The sequence below is a fragment of the Dietzia sp. B32 genome, from assembly GCF_024732245.1.
Classification (GTDB): domain Bacteria; phylum Actinomycetota; class Actinomycetes; order Mycobacteriales; family Mycobacteriaceae; genus Dietzia.
In genome coordinates this window covers 2,459,832-2,478,140 of record NZ_CP093845.1, presented here as the reverse complement: position 1 = coordinate 2,478,140, position 18,309 = coordinate 2,459,832, and the positions used below count along the sequence as shown (strand labels likewise).

Here is an 18,309-nt window from a genome sequence, read left to right as displayed (position 1 = left end):
GCCGGCGATCTGGCAGACACTCGGGGTCCGGGCGGTTCCCCCTCGAACGGGCCCGGTGCAGAGAGATCTGACACAGCGAAAGCCGACGCGAAAGGACCCATGGTGTCCTCAGCACCAGATTCCGCTATCCGCGATGCGGGACCCCCTGCCGTTCCCGACCCGGGGAAGGCGAACCTCGCACTGGCCCTGTGCTTCTCGGGGTTCCTGCTCACCTTCTGGGCCTGGGCCCTGATGGGACCACTGGGCGCGACGTACAAGGACCAGCTGGGACTGACGTCGTTCCAACAATCGCTCGTGGTGGCGTTGCCGGTCGTGGTCGGGTCGCTCGGCCGGATCCCCGTCGGTGCGCTCACGGACCGCCTCGGCGGCCGCACGATGTTTCCGCTGATCGCCGCGCTGACGATCTTCCCCACCCTGTTCGTCGGATTCGTCGACAACAGTCTGATCGTCCTGCTCATCGGCGGCTTTTTCCTGGGCATCGGCGGAACCTCCTTCGCCGTCGGCGTCCCCACCGTCAACTCCTGGTTCCCGCCGCACCGGCGCGGCACGGCCATCGGCATCTTCGGGGCCGGCATGGGCGGTACGGCGATCGCGGCCTTCACGACCCTGCGACTCCGCGAGGCCTTCGGAGACCAGGCGCCGTTCGTCCTGGTCGCGATCCTGCTGGCGGTGTACGCGGTCATCGCGCGGATGCTCTTGCAGAACTCACCGGCCTGGACGCCCGCCCAGGGAAACTGGGTGGTCAAGGCGGCCAGGACCCTCGCCCGCCCCGTCACTCTCAAACTGGCCTGGCTGTACGCGATGGGCTTCGGCGGGTTCGTGGCGTTCTCCGTCTACCTGCCGACCTACCTGCACAACTTCTACGAGTTGGAGACGGAGGACGCGGCCCTTCGGACTGCCGTGTTCGTGGTGATCGCGGTGGCCTGCCGACCCCTCGGCGGCGCGCTGGCCGACAGGTTCCCCGGCGCCTGGGTGCTCATCGTGAGCTACATCGTCACCGGGTTGATGGCCGCCGCCGCGACGGAGCGCATGCCGCTCGTCAGCGCGGATGCCGGCACCTTCTACCCCGTCGGGACGGCGGTCTTCCTGTTCATGGCCGCGTCTCTGGGCACCGCCTCCGGCGCCGTGTTCGCCCTGGTGGCCGAACTGGTCGAGCCCACCGCGGTCGGGTCGGTCACCGGCATCGTCGGTGCCGTCGGAGGCCTCGGCGGCTTCGTCCCCCCGCTGCTGCTCGGTTACTTCTGGACCGCCCACGGCAACTACCGCGTCGGGCTGCTCCTGCTCTTCGTCCTCTCGATCGCCACCGCCGCCCTCACCTGGCTGTGGTTCCTCCGTACCCGTCGCAGTGAGCCCGCCGCCACGGAAAGGACCCCGGCATGACCAGCATCGACTCCCCCCGCCCTGCCTCGCCGACGCCGGAGGGTCGCGGCACCGGGTCCGGTCGGATGGACGGCCCCGCCTCCGATGCCCTGCTGCGGGCCGGCAGGTTCTTCCGCCGGGGGGAGGCCTCCGACGACCTCCGGACCGTCACGCACTCCGGCGGGCGGGAGTCGGATGTGTTCTACCGCGACCGCTGGAGTCACGACAAGGTGGTCCGCTCGACGCACGGCGTCAACTGCACGGGCTCGTGCTCGTGGAAGGTGTACGTCAAGGAGGGGATCATCACCTGGGAGTCGCAGCAGACCGACTACCCGGACATCGGCGACGACATGCCCGGCTACGAGCCCCGCGGCTGCCCGCGCGGCGCCGCCTTCTCCTGGTACACCTACTCCCCGACCCGCGTGCGCTACCCCTACATCCGTGGCCGGTTGATGGAGTTGTGGCGCGCAGCCCGCGCGGAGCACTCCGACCCTGTGGACGCGTGGGCCTCGATCGTCGAGGACCACGAGAAGACCGCCTACTACAAGCGGGCCCGCGGCAAAGGCGGGCTGGTGCGCTGCCGGTGGGAGGATGCGATGGAGATCGCCGCCGCCGCCCACGTGTACACCGCCAAGACGGCCGGACCGGACCGGGTCGCCGGGTTCTCGCCCATCCCCGCGATGTCCATGGCCTCGTTCGGGGCGGGCTCCCGCTTCGTCGAGTTGTTCGGCGGCTCCATGCTGTCGTTCTACGACTGGTACGCGGACCTGCCCGTGGCCTCACCCCAGGTGTTCGGCGACCAGACCGACGTCCCCGAGTCCGCGGACTGGTTCAACTCGTCCTACCTCATCATGTGGGGCTCCAACGTCCCCGTCACGCGCACCCCGGACGCCCACTTCATGACCGAGGCCCGGTACCGGGGTCAGAAGGTGGTGGTGGTCTCCCCCGACTACGCGGACAACACCAAGTTCGCCGATGAGTGGCTGCACCCGCACCCCGGCACCGACGGCGCGCTCGCGATGGCCATGGTGCACGTGGTGCTCACCGAGTTCTACGCCCGCCGGTCCACGCCGGAGTTCGAGTCGTACGCCAAGAAGTACACGGATCTGCCGTTCCTGGTCACCCTGCGCACGCGCGAGGACGGCTCGGTGGTGCCGCACAAGTTCGTCACGGCGGACATGCTCGCCGACGGCGTCCTCGAGGTGGCCCCGGGCGAGAACGCCGCGAACAAGACCGTCCTCATGGACGCCGTGACCGGGCGTCCGGTGGTCCCGAACGGCACCCTGGGCGACCGGTTCGGCGAGCAGGGCGCCGGGAACTGGAACCTCGACCTGGGTGACGTCGACCCGGCGTTGAGCCTGCTCGACACCCTCGAGGGCACCGCCGAGGTCGTCCTGCCGCGCTTCGACACCGTGCGTGGCGACGCCGGGACCATCTCCCGCGGGGTGCCCTACCGGACGGTGAGGGGTGACGACGGCGAGGACCTGCGCGTCACCACCGTCCTGGATCTGATGATGGCGCAGTTCGGCGTGGCCCGCCAGGGCCTGCCGGGCAGCTGGCCGAGCGGTTACGACGATCTCGAGCCCTATACCCCGGCGTGGCAGGAGCAGCACACCGGCGTGCCGGCCGCCCAGGCCGAGCGGATCGGTCGCGAGTTCGCCCGCAACGCCCTCGAGTCCGGTGGCCGGTCCATGATCCTCATGGGCGCCGGCACCAATCACTGGTTCCACTCCGACGTCATCTACCGGGCCTTCCTGGCGTTGACCATCCTCACCGGGACGCAGGGGGTCAACGGCGGCGGCTGGGCCCACTACGTCGGGCAGGAGAAGGTCCGGCCACTGACCGGGTTCCAGCAGGTGGGCATGGGCCTGGACTGGTCGCGTCCCCCACGCCAGATGATCGCCACCGCCTTCTTCTACCTGCACACAGGGCAGTGGAAGTACGACTCCTACGGGGCCGACGTCCTGACCGCCGCCACCGGCGAGAACCGCTTCGCCGGCATGAGCACCCCGGACCTCGTCGCGATGTCGGCCCGGCTGGGCTGGATGCCGTCGTACCCGACCTTCGACGCCAACCCGCTGGACCTCGGCGCGGAGGCCGCCGCCGCCGGGGTGCCGGCGGCCGACCACGTGGTGGGCCGGATCAAGGACGGGTCACTGCGGTTCGCCGCCGAGGACCCGGACGGCCCCGGCAACGCGCCCAAGGTGCTCACCGTGTGGCGCTCCAACCTGCTCGGGTCGTCGGCCAAGGGTGACGAGTACTTCCTCCAGCACCTGCTGGGCACCGACTCGTCTTTGCGCGCCGACCAGGCCCCCGAGGGCCACCGCGGGCGGGACATGGTGTGGCGGGAGGACGCCGAGGACGGCAAGTTGGACCTGCTCACCACGCTCGACTTCCGGATGACGTCCACGACCCTGTTCTCCGACCTGGTGTTCCCCGCGGCCACCTGGTACGAGAAACACGACCTGTCCTCGACGGACATGCACCCCTTCGTGCACTCGTTCAACGCCGCGATCAACCCACCGTGGGAGACCAAGACGGACTTCGAGACGTTCCGCCTGCTCGCCGAGAAGGTCTCCGAGCTCAGCCACGGTCACCTCGACATCCGGACCGATGTGGTGGCGACGCCCCTGGGGCACGACACCCCGGACGCGCTCGCCAACCCGGGCGGCACGGTCTCGGACTGGAAGGACGGTTCGTGCGAGCCCGTCCCGGGGAGGAACTTCCCCAAGATCACCGCGGTCGAGCGGGACTACCGGCTGCTCGGCGAGAAGTTCGGGTCGCTCGGCCCGCTCGCGGAGAAGGTCGGCATGCCCGTCAAGGGCCTCATGCTCAAGCCCGACAAGGAGATCGGGGTCCTGCTCAAGGCCAACGGCGAGACCCGCAAGGGCGTCGGGAAGGGTCGACCACGGCTCGACACCGACATCCGGATGTGCGAGGCGATCCTCGCCCTGTCCGGGACGACCAACGGTCGCCTGGCGACGCAGGGGTTCGAGCAGCTCGAGGCCCGGACCGGCCGCGAGTTGGCGGACCTGTCGCGGGGCGAGGAGGGCAAGCGCATCACCTTCGCGGACACCCAGTCCAGGCCCCAGCCGGTCATCACGTCCCCCGAGTGGTCGGGGTCCGAGCACGGCGGCCGTCGGTACAGCGCGTTCGTCATCAACACCGAGCGGCTCAAGCCGTGGCACACGCTCACCGGGCGGATGCAGTTCTTCATGGACCACGACTGGATGGCCGAGATGGGCGAGCAACTGCCGGTGTACCGGCCGCCGCTCAACATGCACCAGCTCTACGGCGAGCCCGTCCTCGGCTCGGATGACGGGTCCAGCGGCGCGGCGCTGACCGTCCGCTACCTCACCCCGCACAACAAGTGGTCGATCCACTCGGAGTACCAGGACAACCTCCTCATGCTCAGCCTGTCCCGCGGCGGGCCGACCATCTGGATCAGCAAGGAGGACGCCGAGCTCATCGGCGTCGTGGACAACGACTGGATCGAGGCGGTCAACCGCAACGGCGTCGTCGTCGCCCGCGCGATCGTCTCCCACCGCATGCCGGCCGGGACGGTCTACATGCACCACGCTCAGGACCGCGTGGTCGACGTGCCGATCGCGGAGGCCTCGGGCAAGCGCGGAGGTATCCACAACTCGGCGACCCGCATCCTCATCAAACCGAGCCATCTCATCGGCGGGTACGCGCACTTCAACTACGCGTTCAACTACATCGGCCCCACCGGAAACCAACGTGACGAGGTGACGGTCATCCGCCGTCGCTCCCAGGAGGTGCAGTACTGATGCGCGTCATGGCCCAGATGTCCATGGTGATGAACCTGGACAAGTGCATCGGCTGCCACACCTGCTCGGTGACCTGCAAGCAGGCGTGGACCAACCGGTCCGGCACCGAGTACATGTGGTGGAACAACGTCGAGACCCGACCCGGGCAGGGGTATCCCCGGACGTACGAGGACCAGGAGCGGTGGAAGGGCGGCTGGGAGCTCGGCAAGAACGGCCAGCTGAGGCTCAAGGCCGGTGGGCGCATGAAGAAGCTGCTCCAGATCTTCTCCAGCCCCACGATGCCGTCGATCGATGACTACTACGAGCCGTGGACGTACGACTACGACACGCTCGTGTCCTCGCCCCTGCAGGAGCACACGCCGGTCGCCCGTCCCTACTCGCTCATCAGCGGCAAGCCGATGAAGATCTCGTGGTCCGCCAACTGGGACGACGACCTGGGCGGTTCCCCCACCCACCTGAAGGACGACCCGATCCTGGCCAAGGTGAGCGAGGAGATCAAGGCGGAGTTCTCCGAGACCTTCATGTTCTACCTGCCGCGCATCTGCGAGCACTGCCTCAACCCGTCGTGCGTGTCCTCGTGCCCGTCGGGCGCGATGTACAAGCGGGTCGAGGACGGCATCGTCCTGGTGGACCAGGACCGCTGCCGCGGCTGGCGCCAGTGCGTCACCGGCTGCCCGTACAAGAAGGTGTACTTCAACCACCGCACGGGCAAGGCCGAGAAATGTACGTTCTGCTTCCCCCGGGTCGAGGTGGGCATCCCCACCGTCTGTTCCGAGACGTGCGTGGGACGGCTGCGGTACATCGGACTCATCCTCTACGACGCCGACAAGGTCCTCGAGGCGGCCTCCGAGCCGGACGAGCACGAGCTGCTCGCCGCGCAGCGCTCGTGCTTCCTCGACCCGAACGATCCCGAGGTGGTCGCCGCGGCCCGCGAAGCCGGCATCCCGGACGACTGGATCGAGGGCGCCCAGCGGTCGCCGATCTGGCAGCTCATCTCCCGATTCGAGGTGGCCCTGCCGCTACATCCGGAGTACCGCACCATGCCGATGGTCTGGTACGTCCCGCCGCTGTCGCCCATCGTCGACCGGGTCGCCGCGGACGGTGGTGACGGCGAGGACGCCGACACCCTTTTCGGCGCCATCGACACCATGCGCATCCCCATGGAGTACCTCGCGGAGCTGTTCACCGCGGGCGACGTGGACGCCATCCAGGTGGTGCTCAACCGACTGGCCGCGATGCGCACCTACATGCGTGACATCAACCTCGGCCGCGAACCCCGTGCGGAGATCTGCGACGCCGTCGGGATGACCGAGGAGGACGTCTACGACATGTACCGACTCCTGGCCCTGGCCCACTACGACGAGCGCTACGTGATCCCCACCGCCCACCAGGAACAGGCCCACTCGCTGGAGGAACTGGCCACCGAGTGCAGCCTGGACTACGAGGGCGGGCCCGGGATGATGGGCGAGTCCGGGCCGTTCGGCGAGGGCTCGGGTGACCAGGCCCTGCCGATCGCCGTCGAGAGCTTCCACGCCCTCAAACAGCGGCAGACCTCGGACACCATCGCGTCGCCGGGCGACAAGTCCAGAAGGGTCAACCTCCTCAACTGGGACGGTCTCGGTACGGGCGGCCTGTTCCCCGGAAGCAAGGACTGACGCGATGGCTGCACAATTCCTGGCCGGAACCGGCTTCGGCAGCGACCTGTTCGCGCGGGTGCGTCGGGCGGTGAGCCCCGGCAGCGGGCCGGCGGTGGGCCGCGGGGCGCCCGGCGACCCCGCGCTCTACCAGGCCGTCTCGCTGCTGATCGACTACCCGACCGCCGAGCTGATCGACCGGCTCCCGCTCGTCCGCGAACTGGCCGACGAGCGGGGCGCCGTCGCGCGGCCACTGGTGGGTCTGGTGGACCACCTGGAGTCGACCCCCCTCGACGAGCTGCAGTCGGAGTACGTGGAGACGTTCGACATGCGGCGCCGCTGCTGCCTCTACCTGACCTACTACCGCTACGGCGACACCCGTAAGCGCGGCACCGCACTCGTCGACTTCATCGAGGCGTACAGGGCGGCCGGTGCCGAACTCGGGGCCGGCGAGCTCCCCGACCACCTCGGCGTGGTCCTCGAGTTCGGTGCGCAGTGCGATCTCGACGGCTGCCGTGCGCTGCTCGTCCAGCACCGCGCCGGTCTCGAGTTGCTGCGGATCTCGTTGACCGACCGCGGCTCGCCCTGGACCGGCGCCCTGGAGACCGTCTCGGCCACCCTGCCCCCGATCGGTGGGCATGACCGCGACGCCGTGAGCCGACTCGTCGCCCAGGGGCCGCCTGACGAAGAAGTCGGCCTGGAGGCGTTCACTTCCTCGTCCTACATGGAAAGCGGGGCCCGGCCATGATCGGAACGAATGCAGCCGATGTGACGATCCCGGACATCGTCCTCTGGGTGATCCTGCCGTACGTGTGCCTGGCGATCTTCGTCGTGGGCCACTGGTGGCGGTATCGCTACGACAAGTTCGGCTGGACCACCCGCTCCAGCCAGCTCTATGAGTCGCGCCTGCTCCGCTGGGGCAGCCCGCTGTTCCACTTCGGCATCCTCTTCGTGGTCGGCGGCCACATCATCGGCCTGGTCATCCCCAAGTCCTGGACCGAGGCCGTGGGCATCAGCAACGACGCCTACCACTGGATCGCGGTGATCACCGGGGCGATCGCCGGGTTCTCCACCGTGGTCGGACTGGTCATCCTCATCTACCGCCGCCGCACGGTCGGGCCGGTCTTCTCCGCCACGACCGTCAACGACAAGGTCATGTACGTCTTCCTGGCCGCGACGATCTTCCTGGGCATGGCCAACACCATCGTCGGCAACATCCTCAGCCACTACGACTACCGCGAGGAGCTGTCCGTGTGGTTCCGTGGGATCTTCTGGTTCCAACCCGACCCGGCACTGATGTTGTCCGCGCCGATGTCCTTCAAGCTGCACGCGATCGTGGCGTTCCTGCTGTTCGCCATCTGGCCGTTCACGCGCCTGGTCCACGTGTTCTCCGCGCCGGTCGGCTACCTCTGGCGTCCCTACGTCGTGTACCGATCGCGTCCGGCGGGCCAGTTCGGCAACCGCCCGTACCGCCGGGGCTGGATGCGCGAGGACGTCGGCGACGTCAGCCGCGAGATCGGCGCCGGGCGGGCCGGATCCGGATCGAGCCGCGCACCACGTCATTGACATGACCCGGTCACGCAGCCTCCCGACGCCCGCGCGACTGTCCCCGGGGTATTTCGCCATGGTCATGGCGACGGGGATCGTCGCGGTCGGAGCCGGGCAGCGGGGCTGGGAGACGGTGGCCGTGATCCTGATCGTGCTCACCGCGATCGAGTACGTGATCCTCGTGCTCCTCACACTGTGGAGGTTGATCGCCTACCGCGCCGAGGTCGTCGCCGATCTCCACGACTCCCGCAAGGCGTTCCTCTTCTTCACGTTCGTCGCGGGGACGAACGTCCTCGCCGTGGCGCTCGCGGGGCGGCACCTGCTCGTGGCGTCCGTGGCGCTCCTGAGCGTCGGGGCGGCCGTCTGGATCGTCCTCGGCTACACGGTCCCCTGGGTCGCGGTCCTGTCCCGCGACGAGCGCCCCGTGGTCGCGGAGGCCAACGGCACCTGGTTCATCTGGGTCGTCGCCAGCCAGTCGGTGGCTGCCGCCGCGGCGACCCTGGAACCCCATTTCGAGTCGGCCCGCGACGCGCTCGCGATCGGGGCCGTGGCGTCGTGGTCGGTCGGCGTCGTCCTCTACGTGGCGTGTGCGGTGTTCGTCTCGCTCCGGCTCATGCTCTATCCGCTGGATCCGCGGGAGCTCGATCCCCCGTACTGGGTCTCGATGGGGGCGGTGGCGATCACCGTCGTCGCCGGCGCACGGGTCGTGGAGATGGCCAGCGCCCCGATGGTCGACGCCGTGCGGGGACTCGTCGCGGGTCTGGTCGTGGTGTTCTGGTGCTTCGCCACCTGGCTCATCCCGGCCCTGGTGGCGGTGGGGGTGTGGCGTCACCGGGTCAGAGGAGTGCCGTTCCGCTTCGAACCCACCTGGTGGTCGATCGTCTTCCCGCTCGGCATGTACGCCGTCGCGGGGATGTACCTCGGGCGCGCCGACGACCTGCCGATCGTCGCCTGGATCGGCGAGACGTGGATGTGGGTCGCGGTCGCGGCCTGGCTCGTCGCGCTCGTCGGCATGATCCGATCCAGACTCCCGCGTATCACGCGGGTCCCGGTATGACAGGAGAGCGAGATGTGCCAGTACTGCGGTTGTCATGAGAACACCATCATCGGCCGACTCTCGGCAGAGCACGACGCCCTGGTCGACCTCACGGGGGACATGGTCCGTGCCGTCGACCGCGGCGACCCCGACACCGCCTCCGCTCTCGCGCTGCGCGCCCGGGACATGCTCCACCCGCACACCAGCGCCGAGGAGCACGGGCTCTTCGCCGCACTGCGACTCGAGGAGGAGGCGTACGCCGACACCATCGACCGGTTGTGCGGGGAACACACGACGCTCGACGGCATGATCGACCGGATCGTCGACGGTGACCTCTCCCTGGGCCGCGAGTTCGCCAGGGGCCTGCGGGACCACATCGATCGCGAGGAGAACAGCCTGTTCCCGGCCTCCGTGGTGACGATCATCGACGGCGACGTGTGGGACCGGATCGAGGCCGACGACGCCGCCGCCCGCGGCGAACCGGCGCCGCGCCCTCACGACCACGACGACCACGACCACGACCACCCGCACGGACACACGCACTAACCGCGGTCGCGCGCCCGCGCGGACGAGCCGTCAGCGCCGGCGGTTGCGCATCTTCTCCGCGAACTCACGGGCCTTGCGCTGGTTCTCGGGCTTCGAGGCTTCGCGCTTGACCACCTGGACGGCCTTGATCGCGAGGCCGCTCCTCAATGCGTTGCGTAGGAATGCCACCGTGCACCTCCATGTCTCGGGGGCGCCAGTCTAGAGTCGGCGACCGCCTACCGCGACCGGGCGACGGGGCGGCCTGGGCTACCGTGACCGATCATGAAGATCGACCCCGCCCCCGGTGGCGACCGTGCGGCCGATGGCGACGCCCTTTGGCGCATCCTGGCGACCCGCCGCGATCATCGCCACTTCCACCCGACACCGATCGACCGCGCGACCATCGAGCGACTCCTCGAGGTCTTCGCCGTCGCGCCGAGTGTCGGACTGAGTCAACCGTGGCACGTCACGGTGGTCGAGGACCGGGACGCCCGGGAAGCCGTCCACGCGGGCTTCCGCGCGGTCCGGGCTGCCGAGGCCGAGCGGTTCGAGGGCGAGCGTCGCGACCTCTACGACTCCCTTCGCCTCGAGGGCATCCTCCAGGCGCCCGTGGGGCTGGTCGTCAGTCATGTACCGCCGCCGGGACCGACGCTGGGGACCACCAGTGTCCCGGCGGCCACCGAGTACAGCGTGGTCTCCGCCATCACCCTGTTGTGGCTGGCGGTGACGGCCGAGGGCCTGGGTATGGGATGGGTGAGCCTCGTCGAGCCAGGCCATCTCTCCGATGCGGTGCCGCTACCGGACGACGCCCGCCCCCTCGCGTACCTGTGCCTCGGCTACCCGTCGCTGGAGCTGGAGGAACCGCTGTTGCAGACCGTCGGGTGGGCACGGCGCTCCCCGCTGTCGGTGAACTGGGTCTGACCGTCCCCGGCCCGGTTCAGCTCTGCTCGACCCCGACCTGGATGAGGGTGCCCCACGGGTCGTCGACGCGCAGGACCGCACCGTCGTGGCGGGTCTCGATCCGATGGTCGGACAGTCGCTGTCGGAGCGCGTCGACATCGTCCGCGGTCGGCAGGTCGATGTTCACCCGGCCCAACCCCAGTGCCGCCGCACGGGGGCCCGCGCCTGCCGTGCCCCACGTGTTGACCGCGATGTGGTGGTGGTAGCCGCCGGCGGCGATGAACAGCGCGGAGCCGACGTCACTCATCACCTCGAAGCCGAGTGCGTCGACGTAGAAATCACGGGCCACGCCGATGTCGCCGACCTGCAGGTGCACGTGACCGAGAGTGGCGGGCGGCGGGCCGGCGATCGGCCGGGCGAGGTGGGTGCGCAGGAAGGCGTTGGGGTCCAGTGGGTTGGTGGCGACCTCGAGCAGCCCGTGGGATCCGGTGGCCCAGGTCTCGCGCGGGCGGTCGGCGTACAACTCGACGCCGTTGCCCTCGGGGTCGTCGAAGTAGAAGGCCTGGCTGTACAGGTGGTCCGAGCTGCCGGTGAAGGATCTCGGCGCGTGCCGGGCGACCGAGGCGACGGCGGCGGCCAGCGACGGCTCGTCGTCGAAGAGGACAGCGGTGTGGAACAGTCCGGCCTGCCCCTGCCTGCGCGGGGGCAGGTCGGGCATGCGGCGCATCCGCACGATCTGGCGACCCGCCCGGCCGAGGACGGCGGTGTCGCCGGTCTGCTCGAGCACCTCGAGGGTCACCCCGCCGGAATAGAAGGCGATCATCGCGTCCAGGTCGCGGACCAGCAGTTCGACCGCGCCCATGCGGGTGTCGGCGGCGAGCAGGTCGTCGGCGGGGCGTTCGACGAGGCTGCGGGGATCGGGGTTCTGGACGTAGACGGGCATGGGATCTCCTCGATCGCGATCGACTTGTTGCGTGATGTGTCATCTATATCAACCGCCGGGACGCTCCGTCCATTCCGTGATGCGTCAAATACCCCCGCGGGGCCGGGTCCTGTCACCTACCCCACCACGTCGAGGAAGCCCGTCGCGCCCTTCTCCGCGTCGGCGAAGGAATGGTCGACGAACGTGTAGCGCCCGGGCTCGGCGAAGGTCATCTCCACGAATCCGCCCTGCGACGGAGCCAGGTCGAGGGCCTGCGCCCCGCCGCTCCCGCCGCCCAACGCGTCCCGCCCGTCCCGCAGCAGGTAGGCGCCCTCCTTGTAGACGGTGTCGAACTGGGAACCCACCACGTGGAAGCTCGTCCCGTCGCTCGGGCCGGCCACCACCACCCAGACGCGCACGGTCTCGCCGACCCGGGCGGTCAGCGGATCCCGCCGGTATTGGGTCGCGTGCCCGTTGAACATCACCAGGTCGGGCTGTCCCGCGGCGATCTTGCCGGAGTCGAACGGCTCGTCCTCCGCGCCGAGGTACGACTCGGACTGGACCAGGGCGTACTCGCGGTCCACCTCGGACAGGCCCGGCGGGTCCACGATGAGGGCACCGAACATCCCCGCGGCGACGTGGCCGCTCATCGGTGCGGTCGCGCAGTGGTAGAGCCAGGCACCGGCCCGCTTCACGGTGAACCGGTACTCCAGCTCCTCGCCCGGCGGGATCGTCCGCATCACCTCGTCTGGACCGACGTCGCCGGCATGGAAATCGATCGAGTGTCCGATGGTCCCCTCGTTGCGGAAGGTCACGATGAACGTGTCTCCCACCCGGCCCCGGAGGGTGGGGGCCGGGAGCCCGCCGTTGTAGGTCCACACCGGCCGCACCACCCCGGGTGCGAGTTCATCGGTGGTCTCCTCGACCGTGAGGGCGATCCGGTGTTCGCGACCGGCAGGGGCGGGCGCGAGGGCCGGGTCCCGGGTCACGACGTCGCCGGAGGGCGGGGCCAACACATCGATCGCCTCGGTCGGGGCGGTGGCAGCGGCACCGCCGGCCCCACCATGGGCGTCGTGGGCGGCCGCGGGGTCACCGCCCTCGACCAGGACCCGGAAGGTCATGCCCATCGCCTTGTGTCCGGCGATCGTGCACCACCCGTCGAGTGAGCGGCCGACCACGCCGGCGTCCACCGTGACGGAGCCACCCGGGTCGACCCTGCCGGAATCGGCCCCGTTCGTCAGGTACAGGTCGTGAACCGTCGTGTCGTCGTCGTTCGTCAGTTCGATCACCAACCGGTCGCCCGCGGGGACCGTCACCGTGCTCGGCTCGAACCTCATCCCCACCGCCGTGACCTCCACGGTCGTCGTGTTCCCGGTCGGCGTGACCGATGCGGCCTGATCGGTGCGGCGGAGTGGCGAGGACGGATCGGCAGCGAGCGCGACCCCCGTGGCGAGGACCACCACCAGCGCGGCGGACAGCGCGCCGACCAGATTCCGCCGACGGCCGGGCGCGATCTCCGGCCGGGGCGTGCCCGGGGTGACGCGGGCGGTCTTCTCACCGGCCTCGCGGGCCGCGGCCGCGTTCCGGATGACGGCCAGCTGCGCGCGGACGGCGCGGATCATGACCGGGAGGAACAGCGCGAACCCCGCGAACGCCAGTGTGGAGCCGACGACCCGGGTCCAACTGGTCCCACCGGGTACGAGGAAGACGATCAGGCCGGCGTTGACCAGGACGAGGCGGAAGGCGACCAGGCGGTTCATCTCCACCATCCCGGCCCGCACCGCCGCCGGACCACCCCGCATCACGGTGGGCATGAGGAAACTCATCGCTCCGAGGAGGATCTGGGCGGCCGCCCCGGCGAGCAACGGCGTCGTCACCTGCCCCAGGTCCCCGATCCGGCCGGTGGCGACGAGCCACGTCGCCCACGCCAACGCCACCGGCAGCCACACCAGGCCGCACGCGATGCTCATCGAGGCGAACTCCCGCGGCGGTGCCGTGCGCGCGGTGCGGACGAGGTGGACCAGGTGCCACAGCACGGCGAGCAGATACAGGCCCAGCGCCGTGGCGGTCACCGGCGTCACGCCCGCGAGCGAACCCGCCGCTGCCGCCACCACCGCGGCCGACATCACCCCCAGGGACCGGACCGCCGCGGCGTCCTGGCTGTCGGCCATGGGGGTTCGCAGCACCGTCGCCCAGAAGGTCACCAGGGTGGTGAGCACGGTGATCCCGACGAAGCCCAGGACGTTGACCGCGAGGTGGAACGCGTGCAGGCGCACGGCCCACTCCTCCGGGACGCCGACCCCCATGACCGCTCCGGCCACCGCCCCGGCCGGAAGGAACGCCGCGGCCACGGCGTAGTACCGGACGACCGGCCGGAACCGGGTCGGTTCGGCGGCGCGCAGCTGCCGGATCAGGTCCACGACGTACCAGGCCACCGCACCGCCCACGACCGTGGCACCGGCCACGATCGGAATCGGCCAGGACCCGAGCATTCCCGCGATCAGGATCACGATCCCGACGTTGAGCACCATGATCCTGCGCACCTGGAGTGCGCGAGACTCCTCCGGGGGACGCCGGTGCAGCAGGGTCTCGGTGAAGTGCTGGCCCCACACGAGGATCGAGTTGGTGAGCAGGCCCAGGGTGAAGACGTGGATGATCGTCCACGTGGACGCGGGCACCCACCGGTGGACCACACCCACCACGACCAGGGCGATCATCCACAGCTGTACCGGTCGGGTCGCCCGCCGGTGCCACGAGCCCTTCCGTCGGGTCCGGGGCGCCGCGGTGTCCATGTCGCCGAGTCTAGGGACGGCCACCGTCCTGAGGGCGGACTCCTACTGCGGCAACGGGGCCAGGCCCGCGCCCTCGAGGGCGCGGCGGCCGCGGTCCGAGGTCACCAGCGCGAGGAAGTCGCTCGCGGCCTCGCGCTCGGCCTCGGCATCAGATCCGTTCTCGGCGGCGGGGATCCGGGCCACGGTGTAGCGGGTCGTGCCGGCGGCCTGCGCCAACTCCCTGTCCCGCTGGTCGATCTCGGCGTGGGACACCCACCCGTGGGACGCCGCGACATCGGTCCGGTAGACGATGCCCACGTCGAGTTCGTTGTCCGCCAGACGCGCGGCCACGGATCGTGAGCCCGCATCCCGTTCGACCACCGGCGGCGTCACGCCTGCTGCGGCCAGCAGCGACTCCGCTGCGCGCCCGCACGGCACCTCCAGCTGGCACAGCCCCACCCGCAGGTCGGGCCGCTCCAGGTCACGCAGGCCCGTGACCTGGCGGGGATTGCCCGAGGGGACCGCCACCACGACGTGGTTGCGGGCGAACACCATGGGTTCGACCGCCACCCCCTCGTCGACGAGCCACTGCATGGACACCTCGTCCGCCGAGGCGAAGACGTTGATGTCGTCGCGTGCGGGCATCCCCTCCGCGATGGTGTCGGAGCGGCCCAGCTCCAGGCTCACCCGGATCCCGGGATGCTCGTCCTCGAAGAGATCGATCATCTCGGTGAACGCGCCGGACAGGGATGGTGCGGCCGCGACCCCGATCGTCATGACGGGGGACTCGGGATCCGGCTCGGCGCAGGCGACGAGTCCCGAGCACGCCAGGGCGAGGGTGAACACGCTGAAACCCCGGCCCCGGTTCACCGATCAGCCTCCGGCGAACGGCGGAAGAACGTCCACCGCGGAGACACCGTCGATGGAGGCGTGCGGGTCACGGGTCGTCTCCTCACCCACGAGGAACGACGACACGGTCACGATGCTGGCCAGCGGCTCACCGTGCCGCTCACAGACCTCCCGCGCCAACTCCCCGATGGTCGTGGCATGTGTGTGCAGCCGCTCGCGGGCGGTGCCCGCGGCGTCCTCGGCAGCCGCGTAGTACCCCACGGTGATCACTCTCGGAGTCCTGCTCACAGCGTCAACCCTATCCTCCGGCACTGACACGTCAACCACCTATGGCGCCCATCGACCGCCGCGGCCTGTGGAAGGCGGTGCCGCCGATGCCGTGGCCTGCCTGCTTGCCCCACATCGCGCCGCGCCAGACCTCGGCGACCTCGTGGTCCGGAGCGCCCGATCTCAGCACCCCGAGGACGTCCGTCTCGTCGTCGCTGAATAGACACGACCGCACGGTCCCCTCGGCGGTGAGGCGGGTCCGGTCGCAGGCGGCGCAGAAGTTGCGGGTGACGGTCGCGATCACCCCGACCGTTGCGGGAGCATCTCCCACGGCGCGTCCGGCGACCCGCCACATCTCGGCCGGCGCGGACGGGTCCTCGCGCCCGGCGGGAACGAGGTCGAAGCGGGTGCCGAGGGAGTCCAGCACGTCCTGCGCGGTCACCATCTCCGCGCGCGACCACGTGTTGTCGGCGTCGAGCGGCATCTCCTCGATGAACCGTAGTTGCACCCCCTCCGCCAGGGCCCATTCCAGCAGGTCGGGCGCTCCGTGCAGGGTCGCCCGCAGGGGCACCGCGTTGACCTTCACCGGGTCCAGGCCGGCCTCGACCGCGGCCCGCACTCCCCGCAGGACGGACGGCAGCCGGTCTCTGCGGGTGAGTTGGGCGAACTCGAGGCGGTTGACGGTGTCCAGGGAGATGTTGATCCGGTCCAGACCGGCCTCGACCAGCGCGCCGACCCGGTGTTCGAGCCCCACGCCGTTGGAGGTCATCGCGATCGGCAGGTCGGGGCACTCGGCCCGCGTGCCGGCGATGATGTGCTCGAGGTCGGCCCGCATGAGGGGTTCTCCCCCGGTGAAGCGGACCTCGTGCACGCCCAGCTCGCGGTGCGCCAGGGCGACCAGCCGGATCACCTCGTCAGCAGTCATCCGCGCGGCGTCCGGGATGGGCGGCAGTCCTTCCTCGGGCATGCAGTACGTGCAGCGCAGCGAGCACTTCTCGGTCAGCGAGACGCGGAGGTCGCGGGCGACGCGGCCGAAGGAGTCGACGAGCAGCGGGGTGGCGGGGCGCGTGGAGGGGCTGCGGGTGTCCGGTTCCGTCACGGCGCCCACCTCCCTCCGCGGTCGCGTGGCTCCGAGTGTAGGGGGCACCGTCCGGCGGCGTGCGACCCCCGTCCGGTCACCTATCCGCTGTGTCCCCGTCCGCGGCGCGCCCCTGGCGGGGCGGGGACGTCCGGGGCGGGGACGTCCGGGTTCGGGCCCAGGAGCGTGAGCTCGTGGATCTCGTCGCGCTCGGCCTGGCCGCGCAGCTGCGGCGCGATCGCCCGTCCCAGGTGGTAGCCCAGGACCACCACCAGGGTGCCCAGGGCGATGCCACCGAGCTGGAAGTCGTCGGTGATGACCAGGGTGGTGTCCCCGATCGCGATCACCACGCCCGCGGCGACCGGGACGAGGTTGAGCGGGTTGCCGAAGTCGACCCGGTTCTCCTTCCAGATCTTGGCACCGAGCAGGCCGATCATGCCGTAGAGCACCACCGTGATGCCGCCGAGCACGCCGCCCGGGGTCGCGGAGATCACGGCTCCCAGCTTCGGCGAACACCCCAGCACGATCGCGGTCAGCGCGGCCACCACGTAGGCGGCCGTCGAGTACACCTTGGTCGCGGCCATCACACCGATGTTCTCGGCATACGTCGTCGTCGCCGATCCACCGAACGAGGTCGCCAGCACGGTTCCCGCGCCGTCCGCGGCCAGCGCCCGGCCCATCAGGCCGTCGGTCTCGGTGCGGGTGATCTCGCCGATCGCCTTGACGTGCCCGGCGTTCTCGGCGATGAGCGCGATGACGCCCGGCACCACGAGCAGCACGAACGCCAGCGAGAAGTCGGGCGCGTGGATACCCACCACGCCGGCGGCCTCGTCGGTCATCGGCGGCAGCCCGATCCACGGCGCGTCCCACACGCCCGACCAGTCCACCCGCAGGTGCTCGGTCACCTCACCGGCGGTGGCGTTGAACGAGGTGATGGGCCCGGTGACCAGGTCGAGCACCCAGGACAGGACGTAGCCGAAGACCAGGGACAGGAAGATCGCGATCCGCCCGGCGAAGCCCTTGAGCCCCACGGTCATTCCGATCAGCACGATCATCACCGCCAGTGCGACCCACTGGTCCTGCGGCCAGTACGTCTCCGCCACCACCGGCGCCAGGTTGAAGCCGAGCAGCATCACCACGGCGCCGGTCACCACCGGCGGCAGGATCGCGGTGACCACGCGGCCGCCCACGACGTGCACGATCAGGCCCACCACCAGCAGCGTCGCGCCGGCGACGAGCATGGCGCCGGTCACCTCGGCGCTGGTGCCGCCCTGCGCGCGGATCGCGGCGACCGCGCCGACGAATGCCACCGAGGTGCCGAGGTAGCTGGGGACCTGCCCCTTGACCACCGCGAGGAACAGGAGGGTGCACACGCCGGAGAAGAGGATCGCCAGCTGCGGGTTGAGCCCCATGATGATGGGGAAGACGAATGTCGCGCCGAACATCGACACCACGTGCTGGGCGCCGATCCCGATGGTCCGCGGCCAGCTCAGCCGCTCCATGGGGGCGACCACCTCGCCGGGCCTGATGTTCTTGCCGTCGCCGTGTACCGACCAGAGACCCACTTCTTCCCCACTCTCGCTGCGTCCGGCCGCACTCGCGCGGACCGTAGGCACAGTACAACGCGGT

At 70.2% G+C, this 18,309-nt stretch carries 15 protein-coding genes; 8 read left to right on the top strand and 7 right to left on the bottom strand.

Annotation, left to right across the window (positions count from 1 at the left end):
* The first annotated feature begins 102 nt into the window (after positions 1-102).
* From L8M95_RS11805 to L8M95_RS11775, 7 genes are read left to right on the top strand one after another with little or no spacing between them, the layout of a single operon-like run.
* Positions 103-1,380, top strand: coding sequence for a nitrate/nitrite transporter (locus tag L8M95_RS11805; RefSeq protein ID WP_260486331.1), 1,278 nt, complete (start codon positions 103-105; stop codon positions 1,378-1,380).
* A complete protein-coding gene (locus L8M95_RS11800; RefSeq protein WP_260486330.1) occupies positions 1,377-5,150 on the top strand; it encodes a nitrate reductase subunit alpha in 3,774 nt (1,257 codons plus the stop codon). The genes L8M95_RS11805 and L8M95_RS11800 overlap by 4 nt, the downstream gene beginning before the upstream one ends.
* Positions 5,150-6,805 (top strand): nitrate reductase subunit beta, encoded by a 1,656-nt coding sequence (gene narH, locus L8M95_RS11795; RefSeq protein ID WP_260486329.1) that lies wholly within the window; start codon positions 5,150-5,152, stop codon positions 6,803-6,805. Before L8M95_RS11800 ends, narH begins: the two co-directional genes overlap by 1 nt.
* 4 nt (positions 6,806-6,809) lie before the next feature.
* The gene (narJ, locus tag L8M95_RS11790; RefSeq protein WP_260486328.1) at positions 6,810-7,532 is read left to right on the top strand and encodes a nitrate reductase molybdenum cofactor assembly chaperone; all 723 of its coding nucleotides are present in this window, start codon (positions 6,810-6,812) and stop codon (positions 7,530-7,532) included.
* Positions 7,529-8,350: a respiratory nitrate reductase subunit gamma gene (gene narI, locus L8M95_RS11785; protein ID WP_260486327.1), complete on the top strand. Its 822-nt coding sequence runs from the start codon at positions 7,529-7,531 to the stop codon at positions 8,348-8,350. The genes narJ and narI overlap by 4 nt, the downstream gene beginning before the upstream one ends.
* 1 nt (position 8,351) lies before the next feature.
* On the top strand, positions 8,352-9,389 hold the full coding sequence (locus L8M95_RS11780; RefSeq protein ID WP_260486326.1) for a tellurite resistance/C4-dicarboxylate transporter family protein: 1,038 nt from the start codon (positions 8,352-8,354) through the stop codon (positions 9,387-9,389).
* A gap of 12 nt (positions 9,390-9,401) precedes the next feature.
* Positions 9,402-9,914 carry a hemerythrin domain-containing protein gene (locus tag L8M95_RS11775; RefSeq protein ID WP_260486325.1) on the top strand — a complete coding sequence of 171 codons (513 nt, stop codon included), beginning with the start codon at positions 9,402-9,404 and terminating at the stop codon, positions 9,912-9,914.
* A 30-nt stretch (positions 9,915-9,944) separates the two neighbouring features.
* Here the strand turns inward: L8M95_RS11775 and L8M95_RS11770 are convergent, their stop codons facing one another.
* Positions 9,945-10,082 (bottom strand): hypothetical protein, encoded by a 138-nt coding sequence (locus L8M95_RS11770; protein ID WP_260486324.1) that lies wholly within the window; start codon positions 10,080-10,082, stop codon positions 9,945-9,947.
* Between the two features lie 93 nt (positions 10,083-10,175).
* On the opposite strand from L8M95_RS11770, the gene bluB reads away from it, so the two are divergent.
* Positions 10,176-10,814, top strand: a complete 639-nt coding sequence (gene bluB / locus L8M95_RS11765) for a 5,6-dimethylbenzimidazole synthase (protein ID WP_260486323.1) — start codon at positions 10,176-10,178, stop codon at positions 10,812-10,814.
* Between the two features lie 16 nt (positions 10,815-10,830).
* Here bluB and L8M95_RS11760 read toward each other — a convergent pair whose 3' ends face one another.
* The 6 genes from L8M95_RS11760 to L8M95_RS11735 form a co-directional block, all read right to left on the bottom strand.
* A complete protein-coding gene (locus tag L8M95_RS11760; protein WP_260486322.1) occupies positions 10,831-11,736 on the bottom strand; it encodes a VOC family protein in 906 nt (301 codons plus the stop codon).
* Between the two features lie 116 nt (positions 11,737-11,852).
* On the bottom strand, positions 11,853-14,507 hold the full coding sequence (locus L8M95_RS11755; protein ID WP_260486321.1) for a multicopper oxidase domain-containing protein: 2,655 nt from the start codon (positions 14,505-14,507) through the stop codon (positions 11,853-11,855).
* Between the two features lie 42 nt (positions 14,508-14,549).
* A complete protein-coding gene (locus tag L8M95_RS11750; protein WP_260486320.1) occupies positions 14,550-15,356 on the bottom strand; it encodes a substrate-binding domain-containing protein in 807 nt (268 codons plus the stop codon).
* Between the two features lie 3 nt (positions 15,357-15,359).
* Positions 15,360-15,623 (bottom strand): hypothetical protein, encoded by a 264-nt coding sequence (locus L8M95_RS11745; protein WP_260486319.1) that lies wholly within the window; start codon positions 15,621-15,623, stop codon positions 15,360-15,362.
* A gap of 31 nt (positions 15,624-15,654) precedes the next feature.
* On the bottom strand, positions 15,655-16,710 hold the full coding sequence (gene moaA, locus L8M95_RS11740) for a GTP 3',8-cyclase MoaA (protein ID WP_069389177.1): 1,056 nt from the start codon (positions 16,708-16,710) through the stop codon (positions 15,655-15,657).
* 71 nt (positions 16,711-16,781) lie between these two features.
* Positions 16,782-18,245 carry a uracil-xanthine permease family protein gene (locus tag L8M95_RS11735; protein WP_260486318.1) on the bottom strand — a complete coding sequence of 488 codons (1,464 nt, stop codon included), beginning with the start codon at positions 18,243-18,245 and terminating at the stop codon, positions 16,782-16,784.
* Positions 18,246-18,309 lie beyond the last annotated feature (64 nt).

What these genes read in the sequence shown, in the direction of transcription:
- narI (WP_260486327.1), top strand. Translation starts at nt 7,529, where the DNA reads ATGATCGGAACGAATGCAGCCGATGTGACGATCCCGGACATCGTCCTC.
- narH (WP_260486329.1), top strand. Translation starts at nt 5,150, where the DNA reads ATGCGCGTCATGGCCCAGATGTCCATGGTGATGAACCTGGACAAGTGC.
- bluB (WP_260486323.1), top strand. Translation starts at nt 10,176, where the DNA reads ATGAAGATCGACCCCGCCCCCGGTGGCGACCGTGCGGCCGATGGCGAC.
- L8M95_RS11800 (WP_260486330.1), top strand. Translation starts at nt 1,377, where the DNA reads ATGACCAGCATCGACTCCCCCCGCCCTGCCTCGCCGACGCCGGAGGGT.
- L8M95_RS11760 (WP_260486322.1), bottom strand. Translation starts at nt 11,736, where the DNA reads ATGCCCGTCTACGTCCAGAACCCCGATCCCCGCAGCCTCGTCGAACGC.
- L8M95_RS11755 (WP_260486321.1), bottom strand. Translation starts at nt 14,507, where the DNA reads ATGGACACCGCGGCGCCCCGGACCCGACGGAAGGGCTCGTGGCACCGG.
- narJ (WP_260486328.1), top strand. Translation starts at nt 6,810, where the DNA reads ATGGCTGCACAATTCCTGGCCGGAACCGGCTTCGGCAGCGACCTGTTC.
- L8M95_RS11775 (WP_260486325.1), top strand. Translation starts at nt 9,402, where the DNA reads ATGTGCCAGTACTGCGGTTGTCATGAGAACACCATCATCGGCCGACTC.
- L8M95_RS11780 (WP_260486326.1), top strand. Translation starts at nt 8,352, where the DNA reads ATGACCCGGTCACGCAGCCTCCCGACGCCCGCGCGACTGTCCCCGGGG.